Raw genomic sequence first — 15843 nt, forward strand, 5'->3', positions numbered from 1 at the left:
AATGGAGAAGGTCAGGTGAAAAAAGTGGACAAGCGAAAGATCAATATAAGCTTTACCTTAATAGCGACTTTGGTTGGATTTATGATCGCGATTCAATTTCAAACAGTGAAGAAACCAGTAGAACGTGATACACGAGATATATGGCAGCTTCGAGATGCGCTCCTAAAGGAAAAAGAACTACAATCTAATTTACTAAGTGAGATTCGTTCTAACGAAGAAAAACTATCAGCCTATGAATCTAAGCGACAGCAAAGCAAGGAACAAGCGTTAAATGATACGTTACAGGAGTTAAAAAGGGAGGCAGGATTAACGGACATCACCGGTCCTGGGATCACCCTCTTGATTGAACCGGTAATGGAAGATGTTCAACTGGGAGCCCCGGTGAAAGATTCGGTTTCCCCCGAGCTTTTAAAAAGGTTATTAAACGAACTGAATATGTATGAAGCTAAATATGTGGCGATAGATGGTCAAAGGGTCATTAATACCACTGTCATTAGAGATATAAATGGAGAAACAAAAATTGATGGGCATACCATAAAAGGACTGCCAATTGAGATTAAAATAGGCGTAGATGATATGAATACGGCGGAAAATTTATCAAATCGAATGAAGGTATCAAAAGCCAGGGATGAGTTTTTCACTGAAAGCTTAAGACTTGAGGTGTCGGCATCACATCCCGACATAACGATACCTGCCTATGATAATTCGATCCGGGTGAAGTACATGGAGCCGATTAAAGAAGGAGGCGGTTCCTGATGTGGCTTCCGTTTATGGGACTGGTAATTGGTATCATTCTTGGATTACTAACGGAACTTCGAATCCCTGAGGAGTATTCCAATTATTTGTCGATTGCTATTTTGGCAGCTTTTGACACACTTTTCGGAGGAATTCGAGCATACCTGCAAAATATTTATGATGAAAAGGTGTTTGTTTCAGGATTCTTTTTTAATATTGTTCTAGCAGCAAGTTTAGCTTTTCTCGGTGTTCATCTTGGTGTAGACTTGTATTTAGCAGCAGTTTTTGCGTTTGGTGTCAGATTGTTTCAAAATATTGCCGTGATACGGAGAATATTATTGACAAAATGGTCAACAAACAAAGAAAAAATAGAAAAAAGTTGAATTTTTTAAAGGGAAATATGTAGTTGTGACGAATAATTTTATAAGATATGACTATGAAACTAGTATAGGACGAAAAAGGAAATTGTTGTTCTTCCCAAGGAGATTAAAAGGAGGTGCCATAGAATGAACAGCAATGAAATATATGTTAGTCTTGACATCGGTACATCCAGTGTAAAAGTAATCATTGGTGAAATGGTCAATGACTCTGGAAAAGACACGTTAAACATAATTGGTGTTGGAAATGTGAAATCAGAAGGTTTGCGTAAAGGGTCGATTGTTGACATGGATGATACCGTTCATTCTATTAAGCGGGCAATTGAACAGGCAGAAAGAATGATCGGAATGGAAATCCGCGAAGTAGTGGTCGGTATATCAGGCAGAGACATCATGCTTCATAACTGTCACGGTATTGTAGCTGTTTCAAGCCAAAACCGGGAAATAACAAACGAAGATGTTATTCGTGTAATTGAGGCATCTCACGTCGGTTCTATACCACCGGAAAGAGAAAATATTGGCGTTATTCGAAAACAATTTATTCTTGATGGTAAGGATGAAATTAATGATCCTCGCGGGATGATTGGTGTTCGTCTAGAAATGGAAGGAACGCTGATAACTGGTTCTAAATCGATAATCATCAACACTTTACGCTGTGTGGAACGCGCAGGCTTAGAAATTTTAGATATTATCCTGCAGCCTTTGGCAGCAGGAGATTTTGCCTTATCAAGGGATGAGAAGAATCTGGGTGTTGCCATGATCGATATCGGCGGAGGGTCCACTACGATTGCTGTGTTCGAAGAAGGATTCTTAAAAGCAACCAGTGTGATTCCAGTTGGCGGAGATCTGCTTACAAATGATCTTTCTAAAGTTTTGCATACCTCAACAGAGGATGCTGAAAATATTAAGATAAAATATGGACATGCCTTCTATGATAATGCCTCGGAAGATGAATTCTTCAGCGTACCAATCATCGGCAGTGACCAGCATCAGCAATTTAACCAACTCTATGTGTCTGAAATTATTGAAGCTAGAATGGAAGAAATTTTTGAACTAATCGCAAATGAATTGAAACGTATGGGTGTAATGGATTTACCTGGTGGTTTTGTCTTAACAGGCGGATCAGCAAAAATGCAAGGTTTGTTGGAACTTGCTCAAGATATGTTCCAAAATCCAGTCCGTATTGCCTCACCTGACTATATAGGTGTAAGAGAACCTCAATATACAACAGCGGTTGGCTTAATTAAGTATGCTTACAAGAATGCTAGATTACCTGGGGGAACCAATGGATCAACAACCTCAGCGGTGTCGGTTTCGGAGCCAATCGAAAAAAGAATACCAAAACAACATCAACCTAAAACTAAGGTAGAAAAACAACCTGAAGAAAAAATGTCATCAAAAGTAAAAAAATTCCTTGGTTACTTTTTCGAATAGGAAAAAGTAAATCAACGAATTAGGAGGATTTGTCATGTTAGAATTTGATACAAATTTAGATTCTCTTGCAACAATAAAAGTAATCGGAGTTGGCGGCGGAGGCAATAACGCAGTAAACCGAATGATTGAGCATGGAGTTCAAGGCGTAGAATTTATCGCCGTTAATACAGATGCACAAGCCTTAAATCTATCAAAAGCAGAAGTTAAAATGCAAATTGGTGCCAAACTTACCCGCGGTCTTGGAGCAGGTGCTAATCCAGAGGTAGGTAAAAAGGCTGCAGAAGAAAGCAAGGAACAAATTGAAGAGGCGCTAAGAGGTGCCGATATGGTCTTTGTTACAGCTGGGATGGGTGGAGGAACCGGTACTGGAGCAGCGCCGGTTATTGCACAAATCGCCCGTGATTTAGGTGCCTTAACTGTAGGTGTTGTCACTCGGCCATTTACCTTCGAGGGTAAAAAGCGTTCGAACCAGGCATCAGGTGGAATTGGGTCAATGAAAGAAGCGGTTGATACACTCATTGTGATTCCAAATGATCGTCTTCTTGAAATTGTTGATAAAAGTACGCCTATGCTTGAAGCATTCCGTGAAGCAGATAATGTATTGCGTCAAGGTGTTCAGGGTATCTCCGATTTAATTGCTACACCAGGATTAATTAATTTAGACTTCGCTGACGTAAAAACGATTATGTCTAATAAAGGTTCCGCTTTAATGGGTATCGGAGTTGCTGCCGGTGAAAATCGTGCAACGGAAGCGGCTAAAAAGGCAATCAATTCTCCTCTGCTAGAGACATCTATCGATGGTGCTCAAGGTGTCCTAATGAATATTACCGGTGGATCTAACTTAAGTCTTTATGAGGTTCAAGAAGCGGCCGATATCGTTGCCACAGCAACCGATCAAGAAGTAAATATGATCTTCGGTTCTGTTATCAATGAAACTTTAAAAGACGAAATTATTGTTACGGTTATTGCAACGGGCTTTAATGAAGAAGTGGCCCAGCCAAAAGTTACACGACCATCTTTTGGACAAGTGAAAACGACTGTTAACCCTGTTAAGAGAGAACACAAACGTGAAGAAGCTCCGCAGGAACCAGTCCGCAACAATACCAATGTTTCTCAAGAGGATGCACTAGATATCCCAACATTCTTACGCAATCGCAATAGAAGAAGATAATTTTTTTAGATGAAAGAGGCGCAGTTCCACTAGGGACTGCGCCTTTTCATATTTACAACTATATAAATATGACAAATTCCGTAGGCTTTTGTGAAAATTTCTGATTTTTTGATTACAGAAAGTGACACACTTCCGCTAGTAAAGTACGTTATACTTTTTCGTAAACAGAAGAATAGAAACATAAGCCAATAGCTGAATTAAGGAGGAAGCTGGCTTGACAGTTTATCTTGATGTAATTTGGTCTCTTAATTTGTTATTCGATAGCCTTCTCCTGTACTTAACGGCTATATTTCTTAAAAGAAGAATACAAATCTGGAGATTACTTGCCGGTGGATTTATAGGTTCATTGATCATTTTATTATCGTTTACACCACTAAATGCCTATACCAGCCATCCGATCTCAAAACTTATTTGTTCGATGTTAATGGTACTATGCACTTTTGGATTTAAACGGTTAACCTTTTTCTTTAAAGCCTTAATGACGCTATATGTTTCTACTTTTTTGATTGGCGGAGGCTTGATGGGTGCCCATTATTTCATTCAATCCGATTCAGAGCTGTCCGTAAAGGTTCTGGCTTCCAGTGTGAAGGGATTTGGTGACCCGATCAGCTGGCTGTTTGTACTGATTGGCTTTCCGCTGGCCTGGCACTTCGCAAGAAAAAATGTAGAAGGTATGGAAATGACAAAAATCCAATTTGAACAAATTGTCAGTGTTCAACTCCATATTGCCGACGAAAGGATGCATTTCAAGGGATTGGTTGATAGTGGAAATCAACTGTATGATCCGTTGTCTAAACTCCCTGTTATGATTGTCTCTCTTCAAAATCAAAGTGAAGCTGTTCCAGAATCCATTAGCAGGCTGGCAGCGGCCGATCCAGAACAGTTCATATTAGGAAGTCAGGATGTGGCTAATGATTGGCAGAATAGGCTAAGAATCATTCCGTGCCGAGTCGTTGGACAAGAGCACCAGCTGATTGTTGCCATTAAACCCGATCTCATTTTAATCGAACATAACGGTGATCAATATGTATGTGAAAAGGGTCTTGTTTCGTTTACGTTGCAGCAGCTCTCGGCTGATGATGCTTTCCAATGCATTGTTCATCCCAAAATGCTGACGGGACCTAAGCGGCAAGGAGGGGCTGTGAAGGTAAGTTAATATAACTATACTCAATCAGAACATTTTTTAGAAGGAGGAACATACATGAAAAAATGGAGATTTCGCTTAACTTACTATTGGTATAAATTGCTACTAAAACTAGGTCTTAAAACAGATGAAGTTTATTACATCGGCGGAAGCGAAGCTTTACCACCTCCTTTGAGTAAGGATGAAGAAGAGGTTTTGTTGAAAAAGCTTCCTGGTGGTGATAAGGCTGCAAGATCAATCCTAATTGAACGAAATCTACGACTCGTTGTGTACATTGCGAGAAAATTTGAGAATACAGGCATCAATATTGAGGATCTGATTAGTATTGGAACAATTGGATTAATCAAAGCAGTCAATACGTTTAATCCTGAAAAGAAAATAAAACTAGCTACATATGCATCGCGATGCATTGAAAATGAAATTCTTATGTACTTAAGGCGGAATAATAAAATACGATCAGAAGTATCGTTTGATGAACCGTTGAACATCGATTGGGATGGTAACGAGCTGCTCTTATCAGATGTTTTAGGAACAGACGATGATATTATTACAAAAGATTTAGAAGCAAGTGTCGATCGCAAGCTGCTGACCAAAGCATTGCATCAGCTTACTGACCGAGAAAAGCAAATTATGGAGTTAAGGTTTGGTCTGACAAATGGAGAAGAAAAAACCCAGAAGGATGTGGCCGATATGCTCGGGATATCTCAATCCTATATATCCAGACTAGAAAAAAGAATTATCAAAAGACTGCGGAAAGAATTCAATAAAATGGTTTAGAAACGGACAGGACGTGAGAACAGACTATTAGCAATTACTCTAAGTTTTATCTTTAAAAGAAAAATTTTTCCATCCCAAAAAACCTATTCAATTCATGATATCATCGCATTTTTCGACATTTATGCACCTGTCCGCTGGTAAGGACAGGTGCATATTTTTCCTTCTCGGGGAGATACTGTTTTTTGTACAGCAGCTCCTGTGAGGAGGGAAAAGGATTGACTCGAAATAAAGTTGAAATTTGCGGTGTAGACACATCAAAACTTCCTGTTTTAAAGAACGAAGAAATGAGAATACTCTTCAAGCAAATGCAAGAGGGCGATATAAGTGCTCGTGAAAAGCTTGTCAACGGTAATTTACGTCTTGTCCTTAGCGTCATTCAGCGGTTTAACAATCGTGGCGAGTTTGTTGATGATTTATTTCAGGTTGGCTGTATTGGACTCATGAAATCAATTGATAACTTCGATTTAGGTCAAAACGTAAAGTTTTCCACTTATGCCGTACCAATGATCATAGGAGAAATTCGAAGGTATTTGCGTGATAATAATCCAATTCGTGTGTCGCGTTCCTTACGAGATATTGCCTATAAGGCGCTACAGGTGAGGGAACGATTGATGAGCGAAACCTCACGTGAACCAACTGCAGAGGAAATTGCAAAGGTCTTGGAAGTACCGCATGAGGAAATCGTTTTTGCATTGGATGCAATCCAAGATCCGGTCTCCTTATTTGAACCCATCTATAATGATGGCGGTGACCCCATTTATGTAATGGACCAGCTAAGTGATGAAAAAAATAAAGATATTAATTGGATTGAAGAAATCGCCCTTAAGGAGGGCATGCGAAGATTAAACGAACGTGAAAAACTAATCCTTAGAAAGCGATTCTTCCAAGGGAAAACACAAATGGAAGTCGCTGATGAAATTGGTATTTCTCAAGCCCAGGTCTCACGCCTTGAGAAAGCAGCGATTAGACAAATGAACAAAAACATTCAAAGCTAAAGCTGTCCAACCGGACAGCTTTATTTTTTATAGATAAAATAGCCCGTGCTGACATATAGTGATAATAGTATGGGAGCGGGAGTGGTAATGTGGTAAAAATTTCGGAATTCCAAATAAAAGATGTTGTAAATGTATCGGATGGTAAAAGGCTGGGAAATATTGGGGATATTGAGATTAATTTAACAACTGGGAAAATTGAGGCAGTAATCATATCTGGAGGCGGCAGGGTTCTTGGTTTTTTTGGTAAAGATGAAGATATCATCATACCGTGGAAAAATATCCTTAAAATAGGTCATGACGTCATTTTGGTTAGATATAAAGGCAGCACTGAATTGATAGGGGAGCAGACAGAAGTTTAATATCTTTCATTTGCGGTGACCAAAGTTTCTTTTCATGGTAAACTATAGAAAAACAAAAGAGGTAATTGGATGGAACCCTTTGTTAAAAATAATCAATCCTATTTATCCATTGATAGTTGGATGAGACGTTTCCCGAAGTTGACGGCCGGCTTCACAACCAAAAATGGCGGGACGAGCAAGGGAGACTTTAAGACCTTAAACCTTGGATTTCATGTTGGTGATGACCTAACCGTTGTTTGCTCAAATAGAGAAAAAGTCGCTGAATTGCTGGAGTTCCCGTTAAGCAGCTGGATTGGTGCTGAACAAACACACGATACGATCCTCAAGAAAATAACAAAAACAGATCGTGGAATTGGATCCGATTCATACGAAAATGCCTTTAAAGGTACTGATGGATTTTATACAGATGAAGAGGGAATCCTGTTAACACTTTGTTTCGCTGACTGTGTCCCTCTTTTTTTTATGGCCCCAGAGAGAAGGATGATTGGCATTGCTCACGCTGGCTGGAAAGGGAGCGTTGGTCAAATCGCCAAAAAAATGATAGACACATGGGGCCAAGAGGGAATTAGGCCAGAGGAAATTTATGTCGCAATTGGACCTTCCATTTGCGAAAAATGTTATATGGTGGATCAACATGTTATAAACTTTGTAGAAAAATCACTAGTAGAAGGCGCGGCATTCACCTATAATTTAATTAGTGAAGGGCAATATTCCCTGAATCTACAGGAACTAAATAAACAGATTCTTCTTGGATCCGGTGTTCCGGAACAAAATATTCTTCAAACAGGCTTATGTTCTAGCTGCGATCAAGAGGAATTTTTCTCTCATCGCCGTGATAAAGGCAGAACAGGAAGAATGATGAGTTATATTGGCTGGAAGGAGTAATTATTCACGATGAAAGTAGCTGAAAACCTAAAGCGCATTAACCTGCAAATAAATGAGGCCTGCCATAAAGTAAATCGAAGCAGTGAAGAGGTAACTTTAATTGCAGTGACTAAATACGTCAGCATTGAACGAGCCGAAGAAGCACTGGGGGCAGGTATTCATCATCTTGGTGAAAACCGTGATGACAGTCTTTTAGAAAAGTGGGAAGTATTACAGGACAAGCCTACATGGCATTATATTGGATCATTGCAAACACGCAAAGTTAAAAATATTATTGATAAAGTTGACTATATTCATTCATTGGACCGCTTATCACTTGCAGAAGAAATAAATAAGCGTGCAAACCATCAAATGAAATGCCTTGTTCAAGTCAATGTTTCTGGTGAAGAATCGAAACATGGCCTTTCTTTAGAAGAAGCTATTCCTTTTATCAAAGCACTTTCAAGCTTTGAACACATTGTGGTGGATGGACTCATGACAATGGCTCCATTAACAGATGATGAACAAATTCTTCGGGATTGTTTTCGGAAGTTAAGAGAGCTTCGCGGGCAAGTTCAGAGCCTGCAGTTAGAGTTTGCACCATGTTCAAATCTTTCAATGGGAATGTCCAATGATTTTGCGATCGCCATTGAAGAAGGGGCAACCATGATTAGAATTGGCACGGCACTTGTCGGTGAAGACGGTTAAGGAGAGAAGAAAATGACGATTAAATCAAAACTAAAAACATTTTTCTTTTTAGATGACGAATATGATAATAACAATGATGAATTTGTAGAGAAGACCGCTCCAGTTAAACAAAAACAACAGCCTGTTAAAAGTCAAAACGTTGTTAGTTTTCAAAGTATCCCAAAGCCTGCCGGTACAACTAATGCGACAAATGCAACTAATGCAGCAAAATCCTCAAAAGTGATCATACTGGAGCCAATAACGTATTCAGAATCAACAGAAATTGCCGATCATTTAAAAAATCGTCGCGCTGTGGTTGTGAACCTGCAAAGTATTGACCAGACCGAAGGCCGCCAGATCGTTGATTTCTTAAGTGGAGTCGTTTACGCGATAGGGGGAGACATTCAAAAAATTGGCTCAAGTATTTTTTTATGTACTCCCGATAATGTAGAAGTCACTGGGAATATTACTGATTTCCTTCCTGAACACCATAACCCTAATACAAGGTGGTAATGTGAATGGCTTTTATCTTTACCTTATTAATAAAATTAATCAATATTTATTCATGGGCGTTAATTATATATATATTAATGTCTTGGTTTCCAAATGCAAGAGAAACGTTGATTGGAAGATTTTTGACGAGAATTTGTGAACCTTATTTAGAGCCATTTAGAAAAATCATTCCCCCAATTGGAATGATGGATATTTCTCCGATTGTGGCGTTCCTTGTTTTGAATTTTGCCACCACCGGTTTAGGCAGTGTCTACAGGTGGCTTGTATAACAATGAAAAATAGGTTGTGTTAAAAGGGATGAATATTTATCAGCATTTCCGTCCAGAGGAACGGGAATTTATTGATCAGGTCTTACAATGGAAAAGCAATGTGGAGCAGCAATACGCCCCTAAACTAACCGATTTCCTCGACCCTAGAGAGCAGCATATTCTCAAAATGCTCCTCGGTGAGCATGGCGAGGTAAAATATAAGTTTTTTGGCGGGATATCTGGTTTAGAAAGAAACAGGGCCCTCATTTATCCGGATTATTTAATTCCGAATGAAGATGATTTTCAAATTAGTTTATTTGAGATTCAATACCCGCGAAAATTTGTTGCGATTGAACACCGGCAGGTACTAGGGACGCTCATGTCTGTAGGTCTCAAACGCGGAAAATTTGGTGACATTCTTATAAGTGAGGGGCGAGTTCAATTTTTTGCTGCTAAAGAGATAAGTCAATATATAAAGAACAATGTCGAATCAATAGGCAGGGCAGGAGTAAAATTAGTTGAAACAGGTATCGAAAATGCCGTTACTGCTGCTGCAGTTTGGGATGAGAATGAGTTAACATTGTCATCCTTACGACTCGATACGGTTATATCTGGAATTTATCATCTATCCAGGCAAAAATCCCTTGCCTTAATTCAGCATGGACTAGTCAAAGTGAACTGGACTTCGATCGAGAATCCTTCTTTTCCATGTGAAGCAGGTGATATGCTCTCAGTAAGAGGACACGGACGAGCTAAAATTATCGGTTTGGATGGCAAAACAAAAAAAGAAAAATGGCGAATTACTGTAGGGAAACAAAAATAATCGTAAATGCAGCAGGATTTCCGGAAAAACTTGTCGAATATTTGCTTATACATATGGAAGTACAGAATGCATGGAGGTGGCTTTAATGCCGTTAACGCCGTTAGATATTCATAATAAAGAGTTTAATAAAGGATTTCGCGGGTATGATGAAGATGAAGTAAATGAATTTCTTGACCAGGTAATCAAGGATTATGAACTTGTTCTTAGAGAAAAAAGAGAATTGGAAGAACGCCTCAATGAGATGAATGAGCGTCTAGGCCATTTTGTAAATATTGAAGAAACACTCAATAAATCAATCATTATTGCCCAAGAGGCTGGGGAAGAAGTAAAACGCAATGCCCAGAAGGAAGCGAAACTGATCATCAAAGAAGCCGAGAAAAATGCCGATCGGATTGTGAATGAATCTCTTTCTAAAGCAAGAAAAATTGCTCTAGAAATTGAAGATTTAAAGAAACAATCAAAAGTATTCCGGACTCGTTTTAAAATGTTGATTGAAGCACAGCTCGATATGCTGAATACAGATGATTGGGATCATTTATTAGAGTATGAAGTCGATGCTACAGAATTAAAGATTCATGAAGAAGAAGATTCATTAGCTTGACGAAATGCATTTTATTAGCATATAATTTTTAGACATAGTAAATAGAATGGAAATTGACGATGAAAGGGATAGTACAATTTTTCTCGAGACTTTTCTAGCGAGTCGGGGGTGGTGAAAGCCCGATAAAGTTGAAAAATTGGAAGATCACCCTCGAGTTCCAAGTTGAAACCCCAATCGGGATAGTAGGCTTAGGCGTGTTATTCACGTTACGAATGGTAAAGAGGATAGTACGAATGGGTATTATCTATCAGGGTGGTACCGCGGGAAAAAACCTTCTCGTCCCTATTTGGGATGAGAAGGTTTTTTTATTTGTCTATTCCCGATTCTGATTATGAACAAGGATTTAGGAGGAAAAGGAAAATGGAATATAAAGACACGCTTTTAATGCCAAAAACGGAATTTCCGATGCGTGGCAACCTTCCCCAAAGAGAACCTGACTTACAGGCTAAATGGGAAGAAATGAACATTTATCAAAAGGTACAAGATCGGACGAAGGGACGTCCAATATTTGTTCTACATGATGGGCCTCCATACGCAAATGGAGATATCCATATGGGGCATGCTTTAAATAAGATCTTAAAAGACATGATTGTCCGTTACAAATCAATGAGCGGCTTTCATGCTCCGTATGTACCTGGCTGGGATACACATGGTTTACCGATTGAACAGGCTTTAACCAATAAAGGTGTTAAACGGAAAGAAATGACGATTGCTGAATTCCGGGAACTTTGTACAAAGTATGCCCTTGAACAAATTGATAATCAGCGGACTCAATTTAAGCGTCTTGGTGTTCGGGGGGATTGGGAGAATCCATACATTACCCTCAAACCTGAATATGAGGCACAGCAAATTAAAGTGTTTGGCGAGATGGCAAAAAAAGGCTACATTTATAAAGGTAAAAAGCCTGTTTATTGGTCTCCATCAAGTGAATCAGCTTTGGCTGAAGCTGAAATTGAATACCAAGATAAAAAATCTGCGTCTATCTATGTTGGTTTTAAAGTGAAAGACGGCAAGGGTGTTCTAGATACTGATACACAAATTGTTATCTGGACAACAACACCTTGGACGATTCCGGCTAACCTTGGTATTTCTGTACATCCTGATTTAAACTATGTGGTGGTTGCCGTAAACGGTGGGAAATACCTAGTCGCAGAGGCATTGTTAGAGGCTGTTACAAAAGAGGTAGGTTGGGAAGAAACAGAAGTCGTTCAAAAGCTCAAAGGTTCAGAACTAGAATATATCATCGCTGCTCATCCCTTATACGGTCGTGATTCTCTAGTGATGTTAGGGGAACACGTTACTACGGATGCCGGTACTGGATGTGTTCATACTGCTCCAGGTCATGGTGAAGATGACTTCTATGTTGGACAGAAATATGGTCTAGATGTGTTATGTCCAGTAGATGATAAGGGCGTGATGACAAGTGAGGCCGAAGGGTTTGAAGGTTTATTTTACGATACAGCTAATAAGCCAATTGCCCAAGCCTTAGAAGAGGCAGGAGCATTATTAAAGCTATCATTTATCACGCACTCTTATCCGCATGACTGGAGAACCAAGAAGCCGGTTATTTTCCGTGCGACAGCCCAATGGTTCGCATCCATTAAAGATTTCCGGGATGAACTGCTAGAAGCAGTAAAAGAAACCAAATGGGTTCCTGCCTGGGGAGAAACAAGATTATTTAATATGGTTCGCGACCGCGGTGATTGGTGTATCTCTCGTCAACGTGTTTGGGGTGTTCCTATTCCAGTATTCTATGCGGAGAATGGCGAGGAAATTATTACGGATGAAACAATTGAACATATTTCTAACCTATTCCGTGAGAATGGTTCCAATGTTTGGTTCGAACGGGAAGCAAAAGATTTACTTCCTGAGGGATTTACACATCCAGGAAGTCCGAATGGAACATTCACTAAAGAAACGGATATCATGGATGTTTGGTTTGATTCTGGTTCATCTCATCAGGCCGTACTGCTTGAGAGGGAAGATTTAGTAAGACCAGCAGACCTTTATCTTGAAGGTTCAGACCAATATCGCGGCTGGTTTAACTCATCATTATCAACGGCTGTTGCTGTTACGGGTAAGGCTCCATACAAAGGTGTACTTAGCCACGGCTTTGCGCTTGACGGAGAAGGAAGAAAGATGAGTAAATCAATTGGAAATGTCGTCGTTCCAGCAAAGGTTATGAATCAATTAGGTGCCGATATTTTACGCCTTTGGGTAGCATCGGTTGACTACCAGTCAGATGTTCGTGTATCGGATGCCATCCTAAAACAAGTGGCAGAGGTTTACCGGAAAATCCGGAATACTTTCCGTTTCTTGTTAGGAAACTTAGCAGACTTTGATCCGACTGTAAACAAAGTAGAATACGCAAACTTACGTGAAGTAGATCAGTTTATGCTTGTAAAACTGAATAAATTAATCAATTATGTACGAAATGCTTATGAGAACTATGAGTTTGCGGGCATTTATCATGCTGTCAATAATTTCTGTACGTTAGATTTAAGTGCATTCTATCTTGATTTTGCTAAGGATGTTCTTTATATTGAGGCTACCGATAATCACGAGCGCCGTGCTATTCAAACGGTGTTATATGAATCGCTGCTAGCGTTAACTAAATTGGTTTCTCCAATTCTTTCGCATACAGCTGATGAGGTTTGGCAGTTTATTCCGGCAGTAAAAGAGGAAAGTGTCCAATTAACAGACCTGCCGGAATACCAAGAGTTAGCAGGGGCAGAAGCTCTCGAGGAAAAATGGTCCGCTTTCATGTCGCTTCGGGACGATGTGTTAAAAGCCCTTGAAGAAGCCCGTAATCAGAAAGTAATCGGTAAGTCTTTAACGGCTAAGGTAACATTATATGTAAATGAAAAATCAAAAGCACTGTTGGATTCTATTAGTGAAGATTTAAAGCAGTTGTTTATTGTCTCCGGTTTTGAAGTGGCTGGATCGTATGATCAGGCACCTGAAGATGCTGTGAAATTAGAAACAGCGGCGATTGTAGTGACAAAAGCTGATGGTGAAACATGTGAACGCTGCTGGATTGTTACACCAGAGGTGGGTCAAGATCCAGAGCATAGTACCCTTTGCCCGCGATGTGCCAATGTGGTTAAAGAAAATTATTCACATCTAGCATAATGTTTAGCCTCTTGCCAACCACAGGCAAGGGGCTTTTTCTATATTGTTATACCCTATTCGAGAAAATCAGTATTTTTAAAATTTACCTTTTTCGCTAATAGTTGTAGTCGTTGTCAATTGTTTTACCGTGTCAGGAATGATTCTGCGGAGATAATAGTACAAATGACAAATAACGGAGGTAACAACTATGAATGCCATGCAGGAAAAGCTGTTTTTAGAACTCCGTCAAACGAAGGAAGAAATTGAGAACTCTCTTAAGAAACAAAAGCAACAGTGGCTCACCTCTATTTTAATGGCAGAGCTTAAAGACATTAATACCGCTATTCAAAAGGTCGAGGATGGGAAATTTGGCCAATGTGAAATTTCTGGTGAATTGATCCCTGATGATTTACTTAACATGCTTCCTACCATCAGGTCGGTTAAGGACTCAAAGGAATTAGAACACTATTACAAAAAGCCCCTTTCAACTGCTTTTTTATAATGTTACATTGTCGTTATGCGATTAAGTATGCTAAAATGCAAAGGAGATTAGAAAAGCTTATTGCTGACTCTAGTCAGCTTAATGTGGAGGTATTTTTAAGTGTTTTATTACTTAATCGCAATTTTTGTAATTTTATTAGACCAATTTACAAAATGGCTAATCGTAAACAACATGTTTTTAGGGGAAAGTATTACAATCATTAATAATGTTTTGTATATCACCTCTCATCGCAATCGTGGAGCTGCGTGGGGAATTCTCCAAGGCCAAATGTGGCTTTTTTATGTTATTACTATTGTGGTTATTGTAGCCATTATGTTCTATCTGCACAAAGCTGCACGAGGAAAGATGCTATTAGGAGTTTCTTTAGCCTTAATGCTTGGAGGTGCGATTGGTAATTTTATTGATCGTGTCTTGAGAAAAGAAGTAGTTGACTTTATCCATGCGTATATTTTCAACTATAATTTTCCAGTCTTTAATATTGCTGATTCAGCATTAGTTATTGGTGTCATTTTGTTAATGATTCAAATGCTGCTAGATGAGCGGGGATCAAAGGAGAAATCATATGGAGAAAATGGAACACACCATTCTTGAAGATCAAAAAGGCGACCGAATTGATAAGGTCATCTCAGGTTTAGACGAAGAATGGTCACGAACACAGGTTCAGCAATGGATTAAAAATGGGAATGTCTTGGTTAATGGACAACCTGTTAAAACGAATTATAAATGCAGCTTAAATGATGAAATCGAAATTAATATCCCAGATCCTGAAGAACTGGATGTCATTCCAGAGGAGATGGATTTAGATTTTTATTATGAAGATAAAGATGTATTAGTGGTTAATAAGCCGCGGGGAATGGTAGTTCATCCGGCCCCGGGGCACATGTCTGGAACACTTGTAAATGGACTAATGGCACACTGTAAGGATCTATCCGGGATTAATGGAGTGCTGCGCCCGGGGATTGTTCATCGTATTGATAAAGATACATCTGGACTATTAATGGTTGCGAAAAATGATATGGCACATGAGAGCCTTGTCAATCAATTGGTGGAAAAGACAGTTACACGTAAATATAAAGCGATTGTTCACGGAGTCATTCCTCATGATTTTGGTACCATTGATGCGCCCTTAGCGAGGGATACAAAGGATAGACAAAGTATGGCGGTTGTTGATAACGGCAAACATGCAGTCACTCATTTTCATGTGATCGAACGATTTAAGGATTTTACCTTTGTGGAATGTCAATTAGAGACAGGCAGAACGCATCAAATTCGTGTCCATATGAAATATATTGGCTATCCGCTTGCTGGTGATCCAAAGTATGGTCCGAGAAAAACGTTAGATATTGACGGTCAAGCCTTACACGCCGGTATACTTGGATTCACCCATCCAAGAACAAAAGAATATTTAGAATTTGAGGCTCCCCTGCCAGAAGATTTTGAACGACTTCTTGAACAACTTCGTAAATAATAATTGACGCTAGCCCAAATATAAGGTACTATGA

18 protein-coding genes and 1 other annotated feature are annotated in these 15843 nt (G+C 39.3%); all 18 genes read left to right on the forward strand.

Going from position 1 to position 15843, the window contains the following annotated elements; all coding sequences use genetic code 11:
- Nucleotides 1-24: 24 nt before the first annotated feature.
- The 18 genes from J7E81_RS03335 to J7E81_RS03420 all read left to right on the forward strand — a co-directional run bounded on the left by J7E81_RS03335 (nt 25) and on the right by J7E81_RS03420 (nt 15809).
- Nucleotides 25-756 (forward strand): DUF881 domain-containing protein, encoded by a 732-nt coding sequence (locus J7E81_RS03335; RefSeq protein WP_215041200.1) that lies wholly within the window; start codon nt 25-27, stop codon nt 754-756.
- Nucleotides 756-1118: a small basic family protein gene (locus J7E81_RS03340; RefSeq protein WP_215040709.1), complete on the forward strand. Its 363-nt coding sequence runs from the start codon at nt 756-758 to the stop codon at nt 1116-1118. The genes J7E81_RS03335 and J7E81_RS03340 overlap by 1 nt, the downstream gene beginning before the upstream one ends.
- A 123-nt stretch (nt 1119-1241) precedes the next feature.
- Entirely contained in the window at nt 1242-2546 is a 1305-nt protein-coding gene (gene ftsA / locus J7E81_RS03345) for a cell division protein FtsA (RefSeq protein ID WP_215040710.1), read from the forward strand.
- 34 nt (nt 2547-2580) lie between these two features.
- On the forward strand, nt 2581-3717 hold the full coding sequence (gene ftsZ, locus J7E81_RS03350) for a cell division protein FtsZ (protein ID WP_215040711.1): 1137 nt from the start codon (nt 2581-2583) through the stop codon (nt 3715-3717).
- A 214-nt stretch (nt 3718-3931) separates the two neighbouring features.
- Nucleotides 3932-4873: a sigma-E processing peptidase SpoIIGA gene (gene spoIIGA / locus J7E81_RS03355; protein WP_215040712.1), complete on the forward strand. Its 942-nt coding sequence runs from the start codon at nt 3932-3934 to the stop codon at nt 4871-4873.
- A 45-nt stretch (nt 4874-4918) separates the two neighbouring features.
- Entirely contained in the window at nt 4919-5638 is a 720-nt protein-coding gene (gene sigE / locus J7E81_RS03360) for an RNA polymerase sporulation sigma factor SigE (RefSeq protein ID WP_215040713.1), read from the forward strand.
- A gap of 215 nt (nt 5639-5853) precedes the next feature.
- Complete coding sequence (sigG, locus tag J7E81_RS03365; RefSeq protein ID WP_215040714.1) at nt 5854-6633, forward strand: RNA polymerase sporulation sigma factor SigG; 780 nt, start codon at nt 5854-5856, stop codon at nt 6631-6633.
- Nucleotides 6634-6722: 89 nt separating this feature from the next.
- Nucleotides 6723-6992, forward strand: a complete 270-nt coding sequence (locus J7E81_RS03370) for a YlmC/YmxH family sporulation protein (protein WP_215040715.1) — start codon at nt 6723-6725, stop codon at nt 6990-6992.
- A 69-nt stretch (nt 6993-7061) separates the two neighbouring features.
- Complete coding sequence (pgeF, locus tag J7E81_RS03375) at nt 7062-7877, forward strand: peptidoglycan editing factor PgeF (RefSeq protein ID WP_215040716.1); 816 nt, start codon at nt 7062-7064, stop codon at nt 7875-7877.
- A gap of 9 nt (nt 7878-7886) precedes the next feature.
- A complete protein-coding gene (locus tag J7E81_RS03380; RefSeq protein ID WP_215040717.1) occupies nt 7887-8564 on the forward strand; it encodes a YggS family pyridoxal phosphate-dependent enzyme in 678 nt (225 codons plus the stop codon).
- A 12-nt stretch (nt 8565-8576) separates the two neighbouring features.
- A complete protein-coding gene (locus J7E81_RS03385) occupies nt 8577-9056 on the forward strand; it encodes a cell division protein SepF (protein WP_215040718.1) in 480 nt (159 codons plus the stop codon).
- A gap of 5 nt (nt 9057-9061) precedes the next feature.
- Nucleotides 9062-9325: a YggT family protein gene (locus J7E81_RS03390; protein WP_215040719.1), complete on the forward strand. Its 264-nt coding sequence runs from the start codon at nt 9062-9064 to the stop codon at nt 9323-9325.
- Nucleotides 9326-9353: 28 nt separating this feature from the next.
- On the forward strand, nt 9354-10127 hold the full coding sequence (locus J7E81_RS03395) for a YlmH family RNA-binding protein (RefSeq protein WP_215040720.1): 774 nt from the start codon (nt 9354-9356) through the stop codon (nt 10125-10127).
- A gap of 85 nt (nt 10128-10212) precedes the next feature.
- Nucleotides 10213-10728, forward strand: a complete 516-nt coding sequence (locus J7E81_RS03400; RefSeq protein WP_101647372.1) for a DivIVA domain-containing protein — start codon at nt 10213-10215, stop codon at nt 10726-10728.
- A 50-nt stretch (nt 10729-10778) separates the two neighbouring features.
- Nucleotides 10779-11015, forward strand: a binding site (T-box leader).
- A gap of 73 nt (nt 11016-11088) precedes the next feature.
- A complete protein-coding gene (ileS, locus tag J7E81_RS03405) occupies nt 11089-13860 on the forward strand; it encodes an isoleucine--tRNA ligase (protein WP_215040721.1) in 2772 nt (923 codons plus the stop codon).
- A 187-nt stretch (nt 13861-14047) separates the two neighbouring features.
- Complete coding sequence (locus J7E81_RS03410; protein ID WP_215040722.1) at nt 14048-14341, forward strand: hypothetical protein; 294 nt, start codon at nt 14048-14050, stop codon at nt 14339-14341.
- Between the two features lie 99 nt (nt 14342-14440).
- Complete coding sequence (gene lspA, locus J7E81_RS03415; protein ID WP_215040723.1) at nt 14441-14932, forward strand: signal peptidase II; 492 nt, start codon at nt 14441-14443, stop codon at nt 14930-14932.
- Nucleotides 14904-15809: an RluA family pseudouridine synthase gene (locus tag J7E81_RS03420; protein WP_215040724.1), complete on the forward strand. Its 906-nt coding sequence runs from the start codon at nt 14904-14906 to the stop codon at nt 15807-15809. Before lspA ends, J7E81_RS03420 begins: the two co-directional genes overlap by 29 nt.
- Nucleotides 15810-15843: the final 34 nt, after the last annotated feature.

Source organism: Bacillus sp. ISL-18 (assembly GCF_018613415.1).
In the GTDB taxonomy this organism is placed as follows: domain Bacteria; phylum Bacillota; class Bacilli; order Bacillales; family Cytobacillaceae; genus Neobacillus.